The organism is Tabrizicola piscis (assembly GCF_003940805.1).
Classification (GTDB): Bacteria; Pseudomonadota; Alphaproteobacteria; order Rhodobacterales; family Rhodobacteraceae; genus Tabrizicola; species Tabrizicola piscis.
The window spans coordinates 1572286-1593630 of the sequence record NZ_CP034328.1; the positions used below are offsets into that span (position 1 = coordinate 1572286).

Annotated in this window: 19 protein-coding genes; 3 read left to right on the plus strand and 16 right to left on the minus strand. The window is 64.5% G+C overall.

From position 1 onward, the window contains the following. From EI545_RS07525 to EI545_RS07560, 8 genes are all read right to left on the minus strand, one after another. Entirely contained in the window at positions 1 to 381 is a 381-nt protein-coding gene (locus EI545_RS07525; RefSeq protein ID WP_125324900.1) for a response regulator transcription factor, read from the minus strand. Then, on the minus strand, positions 382 to 900 hold the full coding sequence (locus EI545_RS07530) for a hypothetical protein (RefSeq protein ID WP_125324901.1): 519 nt from the start codon (positions 898 to 900) through the stop codon (positions 382 to 384). It abuts the gene before it with no gap. Between the two features lie 11 nt (positions 901 to 911). After that, positions 912 to 2750: a DUF294 nucleotidyltransferase-like domain-containing protein gene (locus EI545_RS07535; RefSeq protein WP_125324902.1), complete on the minus strand. Its 1839-nt coding sequence runs from the start codon at positions 2748 to 2750 to the stop codon at positions 912 to 914. Between the two features lie 56 nt (positions 2751 to 2806). Then, entirely contained in the window at positions 2807 to 4768 is a 1962-nt protein-coding gene (locus tag EI545_RS07540; RefSeq protein WP_125324903.1) for a sodium:solute symporter family protein, read from the minus strand. Between the two features lie 13 nt (positions 4769 to 4781). Further along, positions 4782 to 5039: a DUF4212 domain-containing protein gene (locus EI545_RS07545; RefSeq protein WP_125324904.1), complete on the minus strand. Its 258-nt coding sequence runs from the start codon at positions 5037 to 5039 to the stop codon at positions 4782 to 4784. 65 nt (positions 5040 to 5104) lie between these two features. Further along, the gene (locus EI545_RS07550; RefSeq protein WP_245990327.1) at positions 5105 to 5707 is read right to left on the minus strand and encodes an adenylate kinase; all 603 of its coding nucleotides are present in this window, start codon (positions 5705 to 5707) and stop codon (positions 5105 to 5107) included. 72 nt (positions 5708 to 5779) lie between these two features. Continuing rightward, entirely contained in the window at positions 5780 to 7741 is a 1962-nt protein-coding gene (gene acs / locus EI545_RS07555; RefSeq protein WP_125324906.1) for an acetate--CoA ligase, read from the minus strand. A 296-nt stretch (positions 7742 to 8037) separates the two neighbouring features. Next, positions 8038 to 9711 carry a SulP family inorganic anion transporter gene (locus tag EI545_RS07560; protein WP_125324907.1) on the minus strand — a complete coding sequence of 558 codons (1674 nt, stop codon included), beginning with the start codon at positions 9709 to 9711 and terminating at the stop codon, positions 8038 to 8040. 102 nt (positions 9712 to 9813) lie between these two features. Here EI545_RS07560 and EI545_RS07565 point away from each other — a divergent pair, with 102 nt between their 5' ends. After that, positions 9814 to 10296, plus strand: a complete 483-nt coding sequence (locus EI545_RS07565) for a pyridoxamine 5'-phosphate oxidase family protein (RefSeq protein WP_125324908.1) — start codon at positions 9814 to 9816, stop codon at positions 10294 to 10296. 61 nt (positions 10297 to 10357) lie between these two features. Here the strand turns inward: EI545_RS07565 and EI545_RS07570 are convergent, their stop codons facing one another. The 3 genes from EI545_RS07570 to EI545_RS07580 all read right to left on the minus strand — a co-directional run bounded on the left by EI545_RS07570 (position 10358) and on the right by EI545_RS07580 (position 14957). Next, positions 10358 to 12643, minus strand: coding sequence for a glycosyl hydrolase family 28-related protein (locus EI545_RS07570; RefSeq protein ID WP_125324909.1), 2286 nt, complete (start codon positions 12641 to 12643; stop codon positions 10358 to 10360). Positions 12644 to 12908: 265 nt separating this feature from the next. Next, positions 12909 to 13310 carry a DUF4864 domain-containing protein gene (locus tag EI545_RS07575; protein ID WP_125324910.1) on the minus strand — a complete coding sequence of 134 codons (402 nt, stop codon included), beginning with the start codon at positions 13308 to 13310 and terminating at the stop codon, positions 12909 to 12911. A 66-nt stretch (positions 13311 to 13376) separates the two neighbouring features. Beyond that, the gene (locus tag EI545_RS07580; protein WP_125324911.1) at positions 13377 to 14957 is read right to left on the minus strand and encodes a lysine--tRNA ligase; all 1581 of its coding nucleotides are present in this window, start codon (positions 14955 to 14957) and stop codon (positions 13377 to 13379) included. A gap of 110 nt (positions 14958 to 15067) precedes the next feature. Here EI545_RS07580 and EI545_RS07585 point away from each other — a divergent pair, with 110 nt between their 5' ends. Next, complete coding sequence (locus EI545_RS07585; protein WP_125324912.1) at positions 15068 to 15487, plus strand: tellurite resistance TerB family protein; 420 nt, start codon at positions 15068 to 15070, stop codon at positions 15485 to 15487. A gap of 426 nt (positions 15488 to 15913) precedes the next feature. Here EI545_RS07585 and EI545_RS07590 read toward each other — a convergent pair whose 3' ends face one another. The 5 genes from EI545_RS07590 to EI545_RS07610 all read right to left on the minus strand — a co-directional run bounded on the left by EI545_RS07590 (position 15914) and on the right by EI545_RS07610 (position 19535). Next, the gene (locus EI545_RS07590; protein ID WP_216842504.1) at positions 15914 to 16138 is read right to left on the minus strand and encodes a CopG family antitoxin; all 225 of its coding nucleotides are present in this window, start codon (positions 16136 to 16138) and stop codon (positions 15914 to 15916) included. Beyond that, the gene (locus tag EI545_RS07595) at positions 16128 to 16433 is read right to left on the minus strand and encodes a BrnT family toxin (RefSeq protein ID WP_125324914.1); all 306 of its coding nucleotides are present in this window, start codon (positions 16431 to 16433) and stop codon (positions 16128 to 16130) included. Before EI545_RS07595 ends, EI545_RS07590 begins: the two co-directional genes overlap by 11 nt. 209 nt (positions 16434 to 16642) lie before the next feature. Beyond that, on the minus strand, positions 16643 to 18109 hold the full coding sequence (dacB, locus tag EI545_RS07600) for a D-alanyl-D-alanine carboxypeptidase/D-alanyl-D-alanine endopeptidase (protein ID WP_125327285.1): 1467 nt from the start codon (positions 18107 to 18109) through the stop codon (positions 16643 to 16645). A 124-nt stretch (positions 18110 to 18233) separates the two neighbouring features. After that, positions 18234 to 18839 carry a nicotinate-nucleotide adenylyltransferase gene (locus EI545_RS07605; RefSeq protein WP_125324915.1) on the minus strand — a complete coding sequence of 202 codons (606 nt, stop codon included), beginning with the start codon at positions 18837 to 18839 and terminating at the stop codon, positions 18234 to 18236. Between the two features lie 132 nt (positions 18840 to 18971). Further along, positions 18972 to 19535 (minus strand): hypothetical protein, encoded by a 564-nt coding sequence (locus EI545_RS07610; RefSeq protein ID WP_125324916.1) that lies wholly within the window; start codon positions 19533 to 19535, stop codon positions 18972 to 18974. A 135-nt stretch (positions 19536 to 19670) separates the two neighbouring features. On the opposite strand from EI545_RS07610, the gene ettA reads away from it, so the two are divergent. Then, positions 19671 to 21326, plus strand: coding sequence for an energy-dependent translational throttle protein EttA (gene ettA, locus EI545_RS07615; RefSeq protein WP_125324917.1), 1656 nt, complete (start codon positions 19671 to 19673; stop codon positions 21324 to 21326). Positions 21327 to 21345: the final 19 nt, after the last annotated feature.

Below are 21345 nucleotides of genomic sequence, written 5' to 3' on the forward strand. Positions count from 1 at the left end.
CTAGACCCCCGCGCCCAGCAGACGGCGCACTTCCTCGCGCAGGTCCTTCAATTCGAACGGCTTCGAGATGAACCCGTCCGCCCCCAGAGCAAGCCCCTTGCGGCGTTCGATGGCTGACCCGCGCGCGGTCATCATCAGCACCTTCACATCGGCAAGGTCGGGGTCCATGCGGATGCCTTCGCAGATCTCATAGCCCGACACCTCGGGCAGCATCACGTCCAGCAGGACAAGGTCAGGATGCGTGGCGCGGATGCGCGACAGCGCGTCAGCACCGTTGGCGACACGGTCATGGTCATAGCCCTCGCGGGTCATCAGATAGTCCAGCGCGACGGCGATGTTGTCTTCATCCTCAACCACCAGAATACGCGGCTTACGGTCCATTCAGCCCTCCTTGCAGGCAGCCGCCTGCACCTGGTCTTCGGCAGCGGCGGGAAGCCAGTCACCCCCGACCAGTTCCCCCTCTGCCGTGATCTCGACGCCTTCGACGATCAGCGCCTGTCGCTGCCCGGCGCAGTCCACCGCCATCAAACCCTCGGCCACCGACTTCCAGCGCGCAAAGCTGTAAAGCGTCACCATCCGCAAGCCCGCCTTCTGCGGATGCACCAGCGTCTTGCGGTGATCCAGCGCGACAAAGCGCATCTTGATCGGTGCCAGATAGGTCCACGGCCGCAGCGGCATCGCTTCGTTCTGTACGGCGACAACCTCAAGTTCGGGCGGCAGTTCCGCCGTCACGCGGGAAAACCAGTTGTACTCGCTCCAGATCGTGAAGGTGATCAGGCCCATGGCCGCGGCAAACGGCACGGTCCAGCTTGGCAGGCCTGGACGCCAGCGGCGCAAGGCCCAGGCGAGCAAGCCCACGGTCGCAGCGGCAATCAAGGCGGCGATCAATTCGAAGGCCATATGGGCGGGTCCTAACTTCTGGCACCGCGGGACGATCCCACGGCGGATTGCATGGTGCGCACGACGACAAAGGCATCGCGCAGGTGGCTGCGTTCGAAATCCGACAGTTCCGACGGCGCGATGAAGTTGTCGGGCTTCTCACCCGCCTTCACACGGCGGGCCTGATGTTCAAGGCGGGTGGTGGCGATCAGGTCATAGGCCTCGATCAGGTCGCGCGCGCCCGACGCCGAAATGACCCCCGCCGCCGCCGCCGCCTCCAGCCGCGCGCGGGTGTTGACCGCCCCGAACGCGCCGATCAGCGTATAGATGCGGCCAAGGTCGACGACTGGCACGACGCCGTTCATCTTCAGGTCGATGTGGTTCTTGTATTCACCCGAGCGGATGGTGGCAAAGCCGCGCAACAGGCCAAGCGGCGGCGTGTGCTTCAGGCTGTTGGAAACCATATGCGCCACAAAGATCGAATTCTTCGCAGCCATTTCCAGCACGTCGTCCTGCAGATTGGCATATAGACTGGCCGCCCCGCCGATGGGCCGCAGGTCAAACATGACCGATGCCAGCATCTGCGCCATCGGGTCGGGCACAGCCACCCATTTGCGGAAATACTCACGCCAGACGCGCATCGGCTGGCACCATTGCGGATTGGTCGCCATCATGTCGCCGGGGCAATAGACATAGCCGCAGGCGTTCAGGCCGTCGCTGACGATCTTCGCGAGGTTCGCGAAATACGCCATGTCAGCCTCGGTCGCGGCATCGTCGATCATCAGGCAATTGTCCTGATCGCTGACGCCGGTCTGTTCCTGCCTGCCTTGCGACCCGCAGGCCAGCCACAGATAGGGCACCGGCGCCGGGCCAAGCTCGGCCTCGGCCATCGCCAGCAGGCGGCGGGTCACGGTATCAGCGATGTCGGTGACCAGCCGCGTCACCACCTCATGCGCTGTCCCGCCACCGACAAGCTGCACCAGCAGATGCGGGATGCGGGCGGTGTTTTCCGCCAGTTCCGCCACGGTCTGCGCTGTCGCCGCATCGCGCACCAGCAGCGCCGATGACACCGCCTGAAACCGAACCAGATCGGTCTGGGTGATCATGCCGACCAGCTTGCCATCATCCACCACCGGCAAATGGCCGATCCGGTGTTCCAGCATGCGGTTCAGCACGTCCGACCCCAGCGACTCGGGTGACAGGACCATCGGATCCTTTGCCATCACGGCGCTGACCGGGGTGGCGGCGTCCAGCCCCATGGCCAGCACCTTGTTGGTGAAATCGCGCGCCGTGACGATGCCGATCAGACGGCCATCCGCAACGACGGCAAGGCAAGAGATATGCGCATCGCGCATCTGTTCCGCCGCAGCCCGGATCGTGGTTTCCGGCGACACGGCAATGGGGGCGCGGGCGATCAGGTCCCCGACTTTCCGGGTGGAGATGTCGGCCTCCCGCACATCGCGCTGACGACCCCGGTTGAAAAAGCGTTCAAACGCCGGATAGCTGGCGATCAGGCGCCGGAACTCGGCCTGCGGCAGCATCAGGATCTCGGCCCCTTCGGCGGCGCGTGCTGTGGTCACCGCCACGCCGTCACGCATCAGGCCGCGTTCGCCAAAGCTGTTCCTTGGACCCAGAAGCGACACAAGCCCGCCCGAAGGTTCCAACACCTCCACCGATCCTTCAAGGATCAGAAAGATGCCGTCCAGCGGGTCGCCGGCGGAATAGATGACGCTCGCGTCATCATGATGCCTGCGGCTGAAAGAGGCGGCGACACGCGCCATCTCGTCCCGCGGCAGGCTGTCGTAGGGGTGGACCGTCTCCAGGAAGGCCACGAGGCTGGAAGTCGTCAGGCCGCTGTTGTCCTGTTCCATGTCCTGCGCTTTCCGGGAACGGTGCGCCCCCGGGTTTCCCCGGAGGCGCGGGTTGCTTAGTGAGCGGTCGCTTTACCGGCACCTTTCGGCACGCGGATCGACTCGATCAGATCGACGACATGGGCCGGCGGAGCCTTGGTTACCATCGACACGCCATAGGCGACACCGAAGTTGACCAGCGCACCGATGGTGCCGATCGACAGCGGCGAGATGCCGAAGACGTAGTTCGCAGCCGTGTCAGGCAGCCAGTTGGTCCCCGGGAAGAAGAACCAGCCCTTGTAGATGAAGATGTAGACCGAGGTGAAGATCAGCCCGGCAAGCATCCCCGCGATTGCCCCTTCCTTGTTGATGCGCTTCGAGAAGATGCCCATCATCAGCGTCGGGAAGATCGTCGCAGCAGCCAGACCGAAGGCCAGGGCCACCACCTGCGCGGCAAAGCCGGGCGGGTTGAGACCAAGGTAGGTCGCCACGATGATCGCCACAGTCATGGCAATACGCGCCCACAGCAGTTCGGCCTTTTCCGACAGGTTCGGGTTGATCGAACCCTTGATCAGGTCGTGGCTGATGGCGGAAGAAATCGCCAGCAGCAGGCCCGCAGCGGTCGAGAGTGCGGCAGCCAGAGCACCGGCAGCCACCAAAGCCACGACCCAACCGGGCAGAGCAGCGATTTCAGGGTTCGCGAGAACCATGATGTCGTTGTCGACCTTGGTCAGTTCGTTGCCTGCAAAGCCCAGTTCAGCCAGAGATTGGCCACCCAGACCGTTGGCCGGATCGGCCAGCGCCGCGTCAACTGCGGCTTGCGCTTCGACGATCGCTGCTTCCAGCGGTGCCTTGTCGGCATCGGCGGCAGCATCGGCCAGTGCCTTCTGCGCAGCGGCAAGGGCCGTGTTTGCATCCGCCACCGGCTTCTTCTCGGCGAAGTACTGGATCAGGCCGTCGCCGTTCTTGTCAGAGAACGTCAGAAGCCCGGTCTTTTCCCAGGTCCGGATCCAGCTCAGATCCGGGTTGCTGTCGATCTCGGCCACCGAAAGCGCCGGGGCCGACAGGGCCGTCCCGGTTTCCGCACCGGGCCAGAACGTCGTGCTAAGGTTCAGACGCGCCATCGAGCCAACGGCCGGAGCGACCGTGTAAAGCAGCGCGATGAACACCAGAGCCCAGCCTGCCGACGAACGCGCGTCCGCAACCTTGGGCACCGTGAAGAAGCGGATGATGACGTGCGGCAGACCCGCGGTACCGATCATCAGCGACATGGTGAAGAGGAACATGTTGAACATGTTCGGGCTGTCCGAGGTGTAGGCGTTGAAGCCCAGCTCGGTCACAACGCTGTCCAGCTTGGCCAGCATCGACACTTCGCCACCCCCCGGCGCATAGCCACCGATCAGGCCCAGCTGCGGCAGGAAGCTTCCTGTCAGCTGCAGCGAGATGAAGATCGCCGGAACCGTGTAGGCGATGATCAGCACGACATACTGCGCCACCTGCGTGTAGGTGATGCCTTTCATCCCGCCAAGCACGGCGTAGATGAACACCAGCGCGCCACCGATATAAAGGCCGGTGTCGGTCGAGACTTCCAGAAAGCGCGAGAAGGTCACGCCCACGCCCCGCATCTGGCCGATAACGTAGGTGACCGAGATGATGATAAGGCAGATGACCGCCACCAGACGTGCACCGCCGGAATAGAAACGGTCGCCGATGAACTCGGGCACGGTGAACTTGCCGAACTTGCGCAGGTAAGGGGCAAGAAGAAGCGCCAGCAGCACATAGCCGCCGGTCCAGCCCATCAGGAAGGCCGACTGCTCATACCCGCCAGCCGGAGCCAGCGCGATGATGCCTGCCATCGAAATGAACGAGGCCGCCGACATCCAGTCTGCGCCCGTCGCCATGCCGTTCATCACCGGGGGAACACCCTGGCCGGCTGCGTAGAATTCCGCGGTGGTACCCGCACGGGCCCAGATCGCGATCCCGATGTAGAGGGCAAAGGTGATGCCAACCACAATCAGGTTGAGGGTAAACTGATCCATCTGTTTCTGCCCCCTACTCTTCCACGCCGTGTTCTTTGTCGATCTTCCCCATCCTGTTTGCGTAGACAAAAATCAGGACGATGAAGACGTAGATCGACCCGTTCTGCGCCATCCAGAACCCAAAGTCGGCACCGCCGACCATGATCCCCGAAAGCGCAGGACGAAGCAGAATGCCAAGCCCGAATGAGCATGCGAACCAGATCACCAAAGAAATCAGGATGATCCGGACGTTAGCTGCCCAATAGGCGTTGGCAGAGGATTTGTCCGCCATGAGTGCTACTCCCTTGTTGTCGCTTTTCCGCCCCCGGGGGTGATCCCCGGAAGCAGCCCCTCCCGTCAGGCCGAGACGCGCCCCACGATGTCAGCCAGCATGGCGCGGATACCGGCGATGGACCCCATCGCCGGCACCCGCTCCAGAACGGACTGGCTGTCGTAATGCGCAATCAGCGGTGCCGTCTGTGCGTGATAGGCGGTCAGCCTTTCGCGCACCGTTTCGGCGTTGTCGTCGGCCCGGCGCTTGAACGCCGTACCGCCGCATTTGTCGCAAACCCCCGCACGGGCGGGCTGCTTGAACTCGTCATGGTAACCTTCGCCGCAGGCGGCGCAGGTGTAGCGGCCCGACACACGGGCCACCATTGCATCATCGTCAACCTCAAGGCTGACGGCGGCAGTTACCTTTTGTCCGGCCTCCGCCAGAAGCGCGTCCAGCGCCGCTGCCTGGGCAGCAGTGCGCGGAAATCCGTCAAGGATGATGCCGCGGGCCACGTCTGGCTGTGCCATGCGGTCCTTCAGGATGGCCAGCACGATGTCATCCGACACCAGTTGCCCCGCCTCCATCACCGCCTTGGCCTTGCGGCCTGCGTCAGTCCCCGCAGCAACCGCCGCGCGCAGCAGGTCGCCGGTGGACAGCTGGACCAGACCGAAATCCTCTTCCAGCATCCGGGCTTGCGTGCCCTTGCCGGCCCCGGGCGGGCCAAGCAGGATCAGGACGGGGGCGCTGAAGCCACGCCCTCAGACCTTGTTCATCCGGTTGGCGATCAGATCGTCAACCACGGAAGGATCGGCCAAAGTGCTGGTATCGCCCAGCGCGCCAAAGTCGTTTTCAGCGATCTTGCGCAGGATCCGCCGCATGATCTTGCCCGAGCGTGTCTTCGGCAGACCGGGAGCCCACTGGATCAGGTCAGGCTTTGCAATCGGCCCGATCTCGGTCCGCACCCAGGCTTCCAGCTTCTTGCGCAACTCCTCGGTCGGCTCCACACCCTTCATCAGCGTGACATAGGCGTAGATGCCCTGCCCCTTGATGTCATGCGGGTAGCCCACGACTGCCGCCTCGGCCACCGCCTCATGCGCGACAAGGGCCGACTCCACCTCAGCGGTACCCATCCGGTGACCGCTGACGTTGATCACGTCATCCACCCGGCCAGTAATCCAGTAATAGCCATCCGCATCGCGGCGGCAGCCGTCACCGGTGAAGTAGTACCCCTTGTACTGGCTGAAATAGGCCTCTTCGAACCGCTGATGGTCACCCCACAGCGTCCGCATCTGCCCCGGCCAGCTGTCGGTGATGCACAGCACACCATCCGTCTCGGTCTCGGTCTGCACCTTGGCGGTTGCGGGGTCCAGCACCTCCAGCTTCACGCCGAAGAACGGCTTTGTCGCCGACCCCGGCTTCTGCGGGATCGCCCCGGGAAGCGGAGTAACGATGTGCCCGCCGGTTTCGGTCTGCCAGAACGTGTCGACGATCGGGCATTTCCCCTTGCCGACATGGGTGTTGTACCAGCTCCACGCCTCGGGGTTGATCGGCTCACCCACCGACCCCAGCAGCTTCAGGCTGGACACGTCGTGCTTTTCCACCCACTCCGGCCCAAGGCCCATCAGGCTGCGGATCGCAGTCGGCGCGGTGTAGAACTGGTTGACCTTGTGCTTGGCGCAAACCTCCCAGAACCGCCCGGCGTCGGGGTAGGTCGGCACGCCTTCGAACATCAGCGTCGTGGCACCGTTGGCCAGCGGGCCATAGACGATGTAGCTGTGCCCCGTCACCCAGCCCACATCCGCCGTGCACCAGAAGACATCGCCGTCATGGTAGTCGAAGGTCAGCTGATGCGTCATCGCGGCATAGACAAGGTAGCCGCCGGTGGTATGCACCACCCCCTTCGGCTTGCCGGTAGAACCCGAGGTGTAAAGGATGAACATCGGGTCTTCCGCACCGACCTCGACATAGGGGCAATAGGGCTTGGCCGCCGCCATCTCCGCCGTCAGGTCGAAATCCCGGCCCTCGGTCCAGCTGGTCTGGTCGCCAGTGCGCTTGACGACCAGCACGCGAACGCGGTCATCGACATGCAGCATCGCCTTGTCGGTGTTGTCCTTCAGCCCGGTCTTCTTGCCGCCACGCGGCGCCCAGTCGGCCGTGATGACGATCTTGGCCTCCGAGTCATTGACCCGGTTGGCCAGCGCGTCGGGCGAGAAGCCCCCGAACACGATGGAATGGATCGCCCCGATCCGCGTGCAGGCCAGCATCGCATAGGCCGCCTCGGGGATCATCGGCATGTACAGGACCACGCGGTCGCCCTTGGTCACACCATGCGCTTTCAGCACGTTGGCCAGACGGCAGGTCTGCTCCAAGAGCTGCGCATAGGTGATGTGCTGCGCCGGCTCCTTCGGATCATCGGGCTCCCAGATGATCGCAGTCTGGTTGGCGCGGGTCAGCATGTGGCGGTCGATGCAGTTGGCCGACACGTTCAGATGCCCGTCCTCAAACCACTTGATGCTGATGTTGCCCGGCGCGAATGACGTGTTCTTGACCCGCGTATAGGGCTTGATCCAGTCCACCCGCAGGCCTTCTGCGCCCCAGAACGCCTCGGGGTCGGCGATGGACGCGGCATAGCGCGCCTCATATCCGGCCGCATCGATATGCGCCTTTGCAACAAACTCGGCCGATGCCGGGTATACGGATTTCAGGGCCTGATCGGTCATCGCGGTTCTCCTCCCCGACGGGGCCCGGCCAAGGACCCCGCGGCACCCCATTCCAACAGCGGAACGGCTCTCTCCCGCGCTGACAGTAGCACTTCGTAAAGAAAAACGTAACCCCCTAATTTACATGCATAATTCTGTAAATTAATTGACTTGCGAAAGGTCAATTCTGCAAATCCCGGAAAACTGGCCAGGGGATTGCGTTGCAAATCAACCCACTGGCCTTCACGCTGGCGTGATTGCGCGACCGGTTTTTCGTGATGCCAAAGGCCTGATGACCCAGTCCCCGCGCGCGGGCCCTACCGCGATTCGTCCGGCGATTGTGTCGCATCCAGCAACTGGTCCACCGCAGCGACATCGGGCAGATAGCGGACCTCGGGGTCGCGGACGCCTTGCGCTTCCAGTTGCCGCCGCAACGCTGGGCTTAGTCCCACAAGGTAAAGCTGCCCCCCCCGCCGATGCGCCCGGGCCGCAAGCTGGTGAAAACTGCGCGCGCCGGAACTGTCGATCAACGGCACCTCCGTCATATCCAGCACAAAGGCGCGCGGCGCTTCGGCGATCCGCTCCAGCACACCGCCGATCTGGGCCGCCGCGCCAAAGAAATAAGGGCCGCGCAAATGGTAAACCACGCGGTCAGCCCGCCTTTCATCCTCACCGGGGGCCGGATCAGGCCGCGGGCTTTGCCGCATCTCGACCGATTCCGACATGCGCCGGATAAACACCAGCCCAGCCAGCGCAAAGCCGACGATGATCCCCTCGGTCAGGTCACGGAACACGACGAGGAGGAAAGTGACCGAAACCACCATCGCATCCCCCCATGACGACCGCAGAAGCGAGGCGAACTCATGCCGCTCTGCCATCCCCCAGGCCACCACGCCCAGCACCCCGGCAAGGGCCGCCAGCGGGATATAGGCCGCCAGCGGTGCCGCAACCATCATGAAGGCCAGCAGGAACAGCGCATGCAGCATCCCCGACACCGGCCCCCGGCTGCCCGCCCGGACGTTCGTGGCGGTCCGGGCAATGGTGCCGGTGACGCAGAACCCGCCAAAGATGGCCGACCCCATGTTGGCAAACCCCTGCGCCACCAGTTCCGCGTTGGACCGGTGCCGCGCGCCGCTCATCCCGTCAGCGACCACGGCTGACAGCAGTGATTCAATCGCCCCCAGCAGCGCGAAACTGGCCGCCCAGGGCAGCGCCGCCTGCACCTCGGCCCAGCCAAGGCCGGGCAGCGCGGGCGTGGGCAGCATGTTGGGCAAGGCACCAAACCGTGTGCCGATGGTCCCCACCTCCAGCCCCAGCACCGCCACAACGACCGAGGCGACCGTCACCGCAATCAGCATCCCCGGCCAATGCGGCCTCACCTTGCGGAACCCCAGGATCAGCCCCGCCGTCAGCGCCGCCACCGCCACGGCGGCGGGCGTCACCGTTTCCCGCGCCTCCCACAAGGCGTGCAGCTTTTCGAACACCTCGCCCGGCTCGGCCCCGGGCAGGGTCAGCCCGAACATCTCGCGCAGCTGGCTGGCGAAGATGATGACCGCGATCCCGGCGGTGAAGCCCACGGTCACCGGATAGGGGATATAGCGGATGTAAGTCCCGAACCGCAGCGCCCCCGCCGCGATCAGGAACAGGCCCGACAGGAAGGTCGCAAGGATCAACCCCTCCAGCCCCACGGCCATCACGCAGGCCGCGACCAGCACGATGAACGCCCCCGCAGGCCCCCCCACCTGATACCGCGACCCGCCGAGGGCACTGACAAGAAAGCCCCCCACAATCGCCGTGTATAGCCCACGCTCGGGTCCGACGCCGCTGGCAATGGCAATCGCCATCGACAAGGGCAGCGCCACGATGGCCACCGTCAGCCCGGCCAGCGCATCGGCCTTCAGATCGCCAAGGCCATAGCCTTCACGCCAGACAGTCAGGATCTTCGGCAGAAAGTCGGTCAGGCCATTGTGACGCTGCGGCGTGTCGGTCATGATGCGATCCAGCAAGGGATTTCCGGCCAGTAATCGCTGGCATGTCAGTCTGAATGGCGTCAGATGACGCCCCCAAACCCCCACTGTCAATCGCGATGACCCATGAGCACCAGACCAGACCCCGTCCAGCCCGCCGATGCCGCTGCCCTTGCCCTGACGCGCGACCTTCTGGCCCTTTGCCATGCCGCCTTGGCCTGGACCGACCCGGACAGTGGCACCCCCGGCATCAGCCGCATCAGCTTTGCCCGTGACGCCGACGCCGGGCTGCTGACCCTGATCTCGGGCCTTGCCCCGCATTTCCGCGCGCTGCGGACCCATCCCGCTTGCGCGCTGATGCTGGGTGAGGTGGGGGAAAAGGGCGACCCCCTGACTCACCCGCGCCTGATGATCCAGGCCCGCGCCGCCTTTGTCGCCCCGGATGATCCCGCCCGGCCGGGAATGCGGGACCGCTGGCTGCAGCGAAACCCCAAGGCCACGGTCTACATCGACCTGCCGGATTTTGCCTTTGTCCGGCTCACTCCCGTGGCCGCCCTGCTGAACGGCGGCTTTGGCCGCGCGCACCGGATTGATCCGGCCGACCTTTGACGCAAAAGGGCGGACCCACGGGACCGCCCTTTCCACCTGCGTCCACCCTGATCGCTGCGGCCTAGGGCTGATCCATCCGCATCCGCACCGTGACCTTGCCGCGCACCGCCTCGCCCCAGCGCAATTGCGCCTCGTTGCCCTGGCCCCCCGTGCCCGGCTGCGCATTCGGGAACGGATAGCGCGCCGTGCCCCCCGCCGTGGTGATCGGGCCCTCGGGCACCACCGATTCCACCATGCGCACCCGCCCGCCAAACGGGATCAGCGTGGTCGCGCTCACGTTCCAGGTATCCGCCGCCGTGTTCTGGGTATGCGCCACGATGACCGGGTTCATGATCGTCTGGGACACCTGATTGTAGCTGTTGCCCTCAACCTGCACGTTCCGGGTCCGCGTGAAATCCAGCGTCGCAATCGATGTATCCAGCAGCTCCACCCGGTCGACCACGGCGTTGAACACCCGGAAACTGTTGCCCGTCATGGAAAACCCGTTCAGGAAATGCCCCGGCCCATAGGGCTTGACCACAATCCAGCGAAACGCCGATGACGTGTTCGACGCGATGAACACGTTGCCCACGATGTTCAGACCCCCGAACGAAAACTCGTTGTTGAACTCCGGCGTCGGGTCATGCTCGTTGCCCCATTCGATAAAGCAATTGTCGATGTAGTTGCCGGTGACCACGGTCGACACGTTGGTCTGCGTCAGGATCAGCCCGGCGCGGCGCACCCCCGCCACCTCGCTGTCGCCCTGAAAGAAGTGGTTGGCGTGGATCAGGTGCCCGGTGCCGTTCACCACCGCGAAATGCGCAAACCGCACGATGCGGTTGTTGCGCAGCTTCACGTCATTGGCCTGTACGTTCATCGCAATCGTCGTGCGGTCGGCGGCCGGGATCGACTGTTCATTCGACAGGAACTGGCACATGTCGACGAACATCCCCTGACACCCCGACCCGGTCGAGGTGATCGCCCGGTCGACTGGCCGGTTGAACGTGCAGGACATGAACCGCTGGGTCGACCCCGACAGGGGCAGCAGCACCCCCGAACAATTGCCGACACAGTTGAATTCCATGTCCTCGAATTCGAACCGCGACAGCTGGTCGAAACCGCCGAAATCCAGCAAGTATTTGAACCGCCGGAACGTATAGGGCCGCGTGCCCACCGCCCCCCACAACGGCTGGCTCAGCTCGACCGTGCCCGCTGCGATGTTCTTGGACCGGACATAAACCTCACGCCCGACCCCGGTGCCAATGACCAGCGCACCGACCGGCACATTGGCCACGTTCGCCACGCCCGTCAGCGTGGTTGGCGCCGCGATGGAATAGGTCGCGACCGACGTCACCTCCTCCGTCGCCCAGGCCGGCCCCCCTACCGCGTTCAGCTGCCCGTTGCGGATCACCCGGCGGGTGGAGAAGTTGGTCAACCCGCTCAGCGCGGCCACGTCGATCGGCTCGCTCAGGTCCACCCGGCGGCCTGACAGGTCCAGCGTCACATGGTCGGTGAAATAGAACAGCGCCTGCAAGGCGCGGCGAAAGCCTTCGATCTCGGTCCCAAAGGCCTGACCGTAGCTGTCCAGATCAAAGTTGCGCGTCAGGGTCAGCTTGCGGTTCGCGGGCATCGACAGCGTGCCTTCAAACCGGATGCGGTTGTTGATCGTGACATCGCTGTTCAGCCGGAACACCCCCGACGGCACCAGAACCTCACGCCCCTGCGCATCAGCGTCCGCCGCCAGAAACGACACCGTGTCATCCGTTGTGCCATTGCCCAGCGCGCCATAGTCGCGCACATCGACCCAGTCCATCAGCTTGCGGATGAAGATGTTGGTCACATCCTCGACCACGATATCGTCGATCCGCACGATGCCGCCATTCGCTCCGGTCAGATCAAGACCGACATGGGCATAGACAGGCACAGTCCCCCAGGGCAGATCGACGCCCTGCCGCGACCCGCGCGCGATGATGGCGCTGACCGTCACCACCTCGCCATAGGTCGTCAGCGCCACGGCAGGCCCCGCCTGCACCACCGCCGCGACATTCGCGCCGCCAATGTCCCCCGCCCATGCCGCAATGCGGACCGAGGGCAAGTTGCCCGCCACCGCCTTCACCCGCACTGTCACCCGCAGATAAAGCCCCGCCTGAATCGGCGTCTGAGCAAAGGACCGCAGCTTTTGCGCGGCCTCGGTCTTCTGCAGCTCCAGACAGCCTGCGAAATCCTGATCGTTGGACACCAGCGCCGCATTCGCCTGCCCCTGATACGACCCCGACCCCGGCGTCCCATCCCCGCGCGACCACAGGTTCAAGCCGGCCGAGAACGGCGGCGGCATCAGGACCAGCCCGTCGGTGATTGCCTTGTTCATGTGAAAGTACCCTCGCTTCGCGCCATTGCCAGCGGCGGCGCGGAGGGGATCAGATCCCGGAACCGTGCCGCCAAGGCCAAGACGGGTAGCAAGGAAGGGTTAACCCGATCTCAGACTGCCGCACGCCCTGCCCACAGGTCGCGCAACAGTCTCAAACCATGCCGACAGACACGCCATGAACGAAAGGGCACTTCCCTCCCCCCTCGTGGGGGAGGGAGAGGGTGGGGGGGCGGCCAAGCAAACGAAAGGCCGTCAGGCCAAAGGCTCAGACACCCACATCCGGCGCCGGCAGCAGCTGAACCGCGTTGATCTGCCAGCCCTCCGGCGTCTCGATCATCATGTAGTCCAGAAACCAGGCGGCACCGGCCTGATCGACCACCCGCACCCGCTGCCAGAGGTTGCCCGCCACTTCGCGCAGCTCCCCCATCTCGACCGTGGCCGGTCGGTAGACCATAGGATAGCCATTCTTGACCATCGCGCCGAAATTCTCGGCCGTGCCGAAAATGCCCTTGATGTTGGGGCTGGCGAAACTGAAGGCAGTGGCGAAATCATCGACCAAAAAGGCGTTGATCTGGCTTTGGATCGTGTTCTGGATCGGCGTTTCCTGTGCGGCGACAGGCAAGGCCAGAAAAGCGGCGGTCAGCAGTCCATATAGGCCATTGCGCATGGGCGTGGCTCCCGGTCATGACGTCCCCGAAAGGATGGTAGACCGGGGCCGCCCTGCGTCAATCTTTCACGCCACAAACGCGCCCTGCAGCGCCCGCTCCATCAGCGCCACGGTTTCGTCCACCCCGTAAAGCGCGATGAACCCGCCAAACCGCGGCCCGTCCGATGCGCCCAGCAGCACCTCATAAAGCGCCTTGAACCAGTCGCGCAGCGGCTCGAACCCGTGCTCCTTGCCCACGGCAAAGACCATGGACTGCAACGCCTCGTCATCGGTCGGCCCGTCCCAGACCCGCAGCCGCGCCACCAGATCCTCCATCGCCGCCCGCTCCTTCGCGTCCGGCAGCCGGAAGACCCGCGTCGGCGCGATCTTGTCGGCAAAGTAGCGCACCGCATATCCCGCCGCCGCGTCCAGATCAGGATGCGTCTCCGGGCTCGCGTCTGGAGCATAGCGCTTCAGGAACTTCCACAGCGCCCCCGCATCCTTGGCCCCCGACACGCTGGCAAGGTTCAGAAGCATCCCGAAGCTGACCACCATCTTCGAAACCGGCGGCTGGCCGTTGTGAATATGCCAGACCGGGTTGTTCACCTGCAGGTCCAACGGCTGATCGACAAACGCCCGCAGCTGCTGGTGATATTCATCCACCGCCCGCGGGATCACATCGAAATGCATCCGCTTGGCCGTCTTGGGCTTTTGGTACATGAAATACGACAGGCTTTCCGTGGCCGCATAGGTCAGCCATTCGTCAATCGTCAGCCCATTGCCCTTCGACTTCGAAATCTTCTGCCCCTGATCGTCCAAAAACAGCTCATAGGTCATATGGTTCGGCTTGCGCCCGCCCAGCACCTCACAGATCCCGTCATAGATCGGCGTGTTCGTGCTGTGGTCCTTCCCATACATCTCGAAGTCCACATCCAGCGCCGCCCAGCGCGCGCCGAAATCCGGCTTCCACTGCAGCTTCACATGCCCGCCGGTGACCGGCAGCGTCCACTCGCGGCCCGCCTCATCGTCAAAGGTGATCGTGCCATCCTTGGCGTTCACCTCCTTCATCGGCACATAAAGCACCCGCCCGGTTTCCGGATGGATCGGCAGGAAGCAGGAGTAGGTCTGCTGGCGCTCCTCGCGCAAGGACGCCAGCATGATCCCCATGATCGCATCATAGCGCTCCGCACAGCGGCGCAGCGTGTCATCAAACCGGCCGCTCTTGTAGAACTCGGTCGCGCTGATGAACTCATACTCGAACCCGAACGTATCCAGAAACCGCCGCAGCATCGCGTTGTTATGATGCCCGAAACTCTCGAACTCGCCATAGGGGTCCGGCACGCTCGTCAACGGCATCTGCATGTACTGCCGCAACATCTCTTGCTGCGGCACGTTCTCAGGCACCTTCCGCATCCCGTCCACGTCATCCGAGAAACAGATCAGCCGGGTCGGGATGTCGCTGATGATCTCGAACGCCCGCCGGATCATCGTCGTCCGCGCCACCTCGCCGAACGTGCCAATGTGGGGCAAACCCGACGGCCCATACCCCGTCTCGAACAGCACATACCCCTTGGCCGGGTCCTTCCCGCCATAGCGTTTCAACACCGCGCGTGCCTCTTCGAACGGCCAGGCCTTCGAATTCATCGCCGCATCGCGCAGGGACACCATAGTAAACTCTCCTGAAACGCCCGTGACACTGTGCCCCGGGGCCTGCCGTCCTCTATTGCCCCCCGCCCCCCCCGTCAATAATCTGCCGCCAACGCCGATAGGAGCCCCCGATGTCCGACACCTCCCCCATGTCCCCGCAAGACGCCCTTGTCGCGGTGATGATCGCCTCCTCCGCCTCTGACCAGGACGTGCGCACGGCCGAGCTTGTGGCCATCACCCGCATGGTCAACCACATGCCGATCTTCGCCACCTACGACCCCGACCGCATCCGCCGCGTCAGCCGCACCGTGTTTGACCTGTTCGAAGAGGAAGACGGCCTCGACGCCCTCTTCGGCCTGATCCGCGAGGCCCTGCCCGAGCGTCTGTTCGAGACCGCCTACGCGCTGGCCTGCGACGTCGTCACCGCCGACGGCCGCCACTCACAGGTGGAACTTCGCATGCTGGAAGAGGTCCGGGAGGAGCTGAAGATCGACCGCCTGCACGCCGCCGCCATCGAATGGGGCGCGCGGGTGCGGCATATGGGGGTGTAACCCGCCCCCAGAAACCCCGCCCCGGACTTGATCCGGGGCCTCTCCAACCCCGAAGAATACCGCATCCCCCCGTAGGTCGGGCTTCAGCCCGACTCCCCCGCCCCAACGTCGGTCCATGCCCCGACACCCCGGGGCATACGTTCCTACGCCCCCAAACCCCGCCCCGGACGTGATCCGGGGCCTCCCACAACCCCGAACAATGCCGCATCCCGCCCCGTAGGTCGGGCTTCAGCCCGACTCCCTCGCCCCGAGGTCGGTCCATGCCCCAACACCCCAGGGGCATACGTTCCTGCGCTCCCAAACCCCGCCCCGGACTTGATCCGGGGCCTCGCTCCACCCGAACCGTCGCCCCAAAACTGAAATCCCGTAGGTCGGGGCCTGCCCCGACTCTCCGCTCAAACCCGCACCCACAGCCCGATCAGTCCCTCACCCCTTCACCTCCCGCTCCAACACTTCCCGGATCAACCGTTGGTACGGAATCCCCTGTTGGGCGGCGCGGGTCTTCAGGGCTTTCATCAGCGCCTCGGGCAGGCGCATGTTGATGCGGGCGGACTTGGGGGCGGACTCCCATGTCAGGGGTTTGAACTGCGACACATCAAGGTCGGAAAGATCCCGCTCAAGGAAGGTCTCAGCCTCCTCGTCAGTGCTCATCACCGGGACGGTCTTGGGTCTGGATGCCATGGCGTCGGGCCTCTTGTCGGTGCATGTAGCGGGCGCTGATGGGGCGAAGGCGACCGTCCCGCCAGCAAAAGGCTATGAAGACCGGGCGGCCCACCGCTGTTCTGGATAGCGCGATAAAGCGCTGTTCGGTCAGCGAATGGGATGGATCGGCTGCGTAGCGCGCCCCGTTCGACAGGGCATATTCTATCTCGGCTTGCGTCAGGCCATGTTTGGCGCATTTGGCAGTGTTGCCGGTATCCCAGTCAAACTCAAACTCAGCTTTCATTCAACGTATGTACGTTTGTATGTACGGTCAAGGGTAAGGTTACGCGTCCCCCTCCTTTATGGGCAAGCTTGGCTAACGATAGGTTAACTTGGGAAACCTTTGGGTATACACCTTAACAAACCCTTACCTCCCACACCCCACCCCAACAAAATCAACCCCTTACCCAACTGTCCCTGCCCGGGACACTGGGGCGGAGTTCCTTGCGGCCCTCACCCAAAGGCCCCCGCCCAGCGGTTCACCAACTGCCCCTGCAGCCGCCGCGCCCGTTTTGTCCAGGCCCGCGCGCCCTCTGGCTCCTCCCGGAGCGCGACCGGCACCGCGTCCCGCCGCTCCGGGTCGCCGGTGAAGATCGCGAAGACAAGGTCTCGTCCCGAAGGCGGCGCCACATACCCCGCCAGCCCGGACACGAAGTTCAGCGTCCCGGACTTGGCCAGCACCTTGACCGGATGCCCCTCGATCACCGCGCCCGCGTCGTCCTTCATCCCGACGCTGCGCAGGATCGGTTTCAGCCCGCGCTTGCCGGCTTCGGCCGCCAGCAGGATCTTCACCATCCCGGCCGCCGTGATCCGCGACGCCCCGCCCAGCCCCGAATGATCCCGCAGATCGGCCGCTACGCCAAAGGCATTGCGCACCCAGTCCGACATCCCCCGGGCCGAGGCTTCCAGCTCCGTCGCACCCGAAGCCGTCAGCCCCACACATTCCGCCGTCAGGTTCGTTGAAAACCGCAGCATGTCGCGCAGGACGTCCGGCAGCGGCTCGCTCTCCACGCGGCCAAGTTCGGAGGCCGCGGGCAAGGCGCCGGTCCGGGTCGGCGGGTCAAGCCGGATGCCTTGCGCCCGCGCCAGCGTGCGGAACACCTCGGCCACATAGGCCCCGGGGTCGCGCACCGGCAACCAGCGGCTACCGCCCTTGCCCAAGGCGCCCGAGGCGACCGTCCACTCCTCCACCTCGCCCGCGTCATAGGTGAACAGCGGCGCCTCCCGCGATGCGATGGCCACGCGGACCATGCCCACCTCAGGCACGAAGCGTTCGCCCCGGGCATCGACGGCCACCTGCCAGTCGCCGCCCGAACGCTTCCATTCGAAATGCACCCGGTTGAAGTTGAGGTTCAGCCCAGAGATCGCGGCATTGTAGCCGACGTGATCGGGCTGATCGGCCGATATCCCGCGCAGTCTGGGCAAGGCCCCGTCCCAATAGAGGAAACGCCCCGTGGCCCCCCTGACGCCAGACTTGGCCAGCCGCGCGACAAGGTCACCCAGCTGATCGGTCTGCAAGGTCGGGTCGCCGCCACCAGCAAGGATCAGGTCGCCCTGCACCATCCCCGCCTCAACCGGCCCGGTTGCCAGAACCCGCGTTGTGAAGCGGTATGCGGGGCCCAATCTGTCCAGCGCGTAAAGCGCCGTGACGGCCTTTGCCACGCTGGCGGGAGGGAGGGCAAGGTCAGGGTCCCGTGACGCCAGAACTTCGCCGGTCTTGGCATCCGCCACCACAAAGCTGACCTCACCGCCCAGCTTCGCCGCCGCGATGAGGGCCGCGTATTCTCCAGCCGAGGCCCCTGCAGCGGCGGCAGGTTTGGCGGCACCGGAAGCCGGGCGTGGTACCGGGCGGGGGGAGCTGTCCATCACCTCGGCCAGCGCCGGGTATGCCGCCCCTGCCAGCAAACCGCCCAGAACCATCCGCCGTGTGATCAAGCCCGCAACTCCCCCGTTTGCCTGTTGATAGCTGATCGTTGCGGTTCCGTCAGCCGCGCTTTCCGGCCCGCCCGATCACAAATCGCTGTCGCAGAGGACCAAGAGTGGATCACCCCTGCCCCGAGCGCCAGCCCCCCCTGGCCCGGATCGCAGTGGAGGAGGCATCGTTCATCGGCAGGTTCACAAAGGCCCAGACCGGCGGCTTGTGGCCGCGCAATGTCTCGCCCCGCGCCACCTGATGCACGCGGAACGCCCGCGCCGCGACGGACATCCGCGCGGCCACGCCTGATCCTGGACGGGCCAGCACCCCCACCGCGACCGACCGCAGAATATCGCGCCAGCGGTCCCAGCGGTGGAACTGCACGAGATTGTCGGCCCCCATCAGCCAGACGAAGGTGACCCCCGGATAAAGCCTGCGCAGCCGGTCAACCGTATCCGCCGTGGCGCGAGTGCCAAGGACCGCCTCAAGTGCCGTGACCTTCACCCGCGGATGCCGCATCACAGACCGCGCCCGCGCCATCCGGTCCGCCATGGGGGCAGGCTGCCGCGCCTTCAGCGGATTTCCGGGCGACACCAGCCACCAGACCTGATCCAGCCCCATCCGCTTCATCGCCTCACGCGTGATATGGGCATGCCCCTCATGCGCCGGATCGAACGACCCGCCGAGAAGACCGATGACCATGCCCCTGGCCGCGATGGGAAAACCGCATTTCATTCCGCTTGGTTACGCCATAGCTGCCGGCCAGCGAAAGGAAAAATATGTGCACAGCAAGGGCACATGGTCCTTAGCTGAGGGCCATTCGGGGCCCTAATCCTTAAATTCGACCTTTGGCAGCTTGCGGTGAAATCAAGCACATTTCAAATCATCGCGCAGCAACGCGGACCACGCCTGCTGCGGATCAAAGCCCTCGATCAGGCCGTCGCCCGCTGGCTTCAGAAACGCGCCCATGCCGTGCTGGACCATCCATGAGGGGTCATGCTGCGGTACAGCCGAGGTCATCGCCGACTGACAAAAGACCGCACGTTGCGCCGCAGCCGGATCGACAAACCGGTCAAGCGCCGCGCCAAGGCTGGTCCGGTCAGCCTCGGTCAGGCTGTCGGCCAGTTGCATCGACAGGACATCACCGGCCTGATGCGCGCTGGCGTCGGCCACGCGCTTGGTGTCGAAGGCCGCGCGCAAGAGCATCAGGGTGTAAAGTTCTGCCGCCGCATCCCAGTTGGCCGCGCGGCCACAGGCCAGTACGCCCAGCGCCAGATCGGGCGGCGACAGGCGCGCGTCGGCCCCGGACATCGTCACGCAGCCCGGGTCAACCGACGGTGCAAGGTTCCCCGGCGTCTCAAGGTTCGTTACTTGGGCGGCGGCGGCGCCTGCTGCCATCACCGTCAAGGCCAAAGCCAATTCCAACCGCATCCTGCATCTCCTGTTCAGGTTCTGCAAAGGCGGCCTTTTGACGATGCGTGCCAAGTCAGGAACACCCAACCCTGCCCGTTGCAGCCAAGGCCCATCGCCGCTACATACGCGCCAACCCTTCGATGGAGCACTCACATGGCCAGCTATCAATACGTCTACCACATGGAAGGCGTCTCCAAGACCTATCCCGGCGGCAAGAAGTGCTTTGAGAACATCCACCTCAACTTCCTGCCCGGCGTGAAGATCGGGGTTGTCGGCGTGAACGGTGCGGGGAAATCGACCCTGCTGAAGATCATGGCCGGCATGGACACCGATTTCAAAGGTGAGGCCTGGGCCGCCAAGGGCGCCAAGGTTGGCTATCTTGCGCAGGAGCCGCACCTTGACCCGACACTGACCGCCAAGGAAAACGTCATGCTGGGCGTGGCCGAGCAGACGAAGATCCTGGAACGCTACAACGAACTCGCCATGAACTATTCGGACGAGACGGCGGACGAGATGGCTGCCCTGCAGGACCAGATCGATGCCCAGAACCTGTGGGAGCTTGAGGCCAGCGTCGGCGTGGCGATGGACGCGCTGCGCTGCCCGCCCGACGATGCCGACGTGACCACGCTTTCGGGCGGGGAGCGCCGCCGTGTGGCGCTGTGCCGGTTGCTCTTGGAAAAGCCGGACATGCTGCTTCTGGACGAACCGACCAACCACCTTGACGCCGAATCCATCGCTTGGCTGCAAAAGCACCTGATCGCCTACAAGGGCACGATCCTGATCGTCACCCACGACCGCTATTTCCTGGATGACATCACCAGCTGGATCCTTGAACTCGACCGTGGCCGCGGCATCCCCTATGAGGGCAACTATTCGGCCTGGCTGGACCAAAAGGCCAAGCGGATGGCGCAGGAATCGCGCGAAGACAAATCCAAGCAGAAGGCGCTGGAAAAGGAACTGGAGTGGATCCGCTCGGGGGCCAAGGCCCGGCAGTCCAAGGGCAAGGCGCGTCTGTCGCGCTACAACGAGATGGCCAGCCAGACCGTCACCGAACGCGCCACGCAGGCGCAGATCATCATCCCGAACGGCGAACGCCTTGGCAACAAGGTGATCGAGGTCGAGGGTCTGAAGAAGCACATGGGCGACAAGCTTCTGATCGAGGATCTGTCCTTCACCGTCCCGCCCGGCGCCATCGTCGGTGTCATCGGGCCGAACGGGGCCGGCAAGTCCACCCTGTTCCGCATGATCATTGGCGACGAGAAGCCGGACGAGGGCACGATCAAGCTTGGCGACACCGTGAAGCTGGCCTTCGTCGACCAGTCGCGTGACGCTTTGGACCCCAACAAGAACGTGTGGGAGGAAATCTCGGGCGGGGCCGAGGTCATCCATCTGGGCGACATGCAGATGAACAGCCGCGTCTATACGGGCGCGTTCAACTTCAAGGGCACCGACCAGCAGAAGAAGGTCGGGCTTCTGTCGGGCGGGGAGCGGAACCGCGTCCACATGGCCAAGCTTCTGAAGTCAGGCGGAAACGTGTTGCTGCTGGACGAGCCGACCAACGATCTGGACGTGGAAACGCTGCAGGCGCTGGAGGCGGCCATCGAAGACTTCGCCGGCTGCGCGATCATCATCAGCCACGACCGCTTCTTCCTTGACCGGCTTTGCACCCACATCCTCGCCTTCGAGGGCGACGCGCATGTGGAATGGTTTGAAGGCAACTTCCATGCCTATGAGGAAGACAAGGTCCGCCGTCTGGGCCCCGATGCGCTGGAGCCGAAGCGGGTGAAGTACAAACGCTTCGCGCGGTAAGGGCGGGGATGCACCGGCC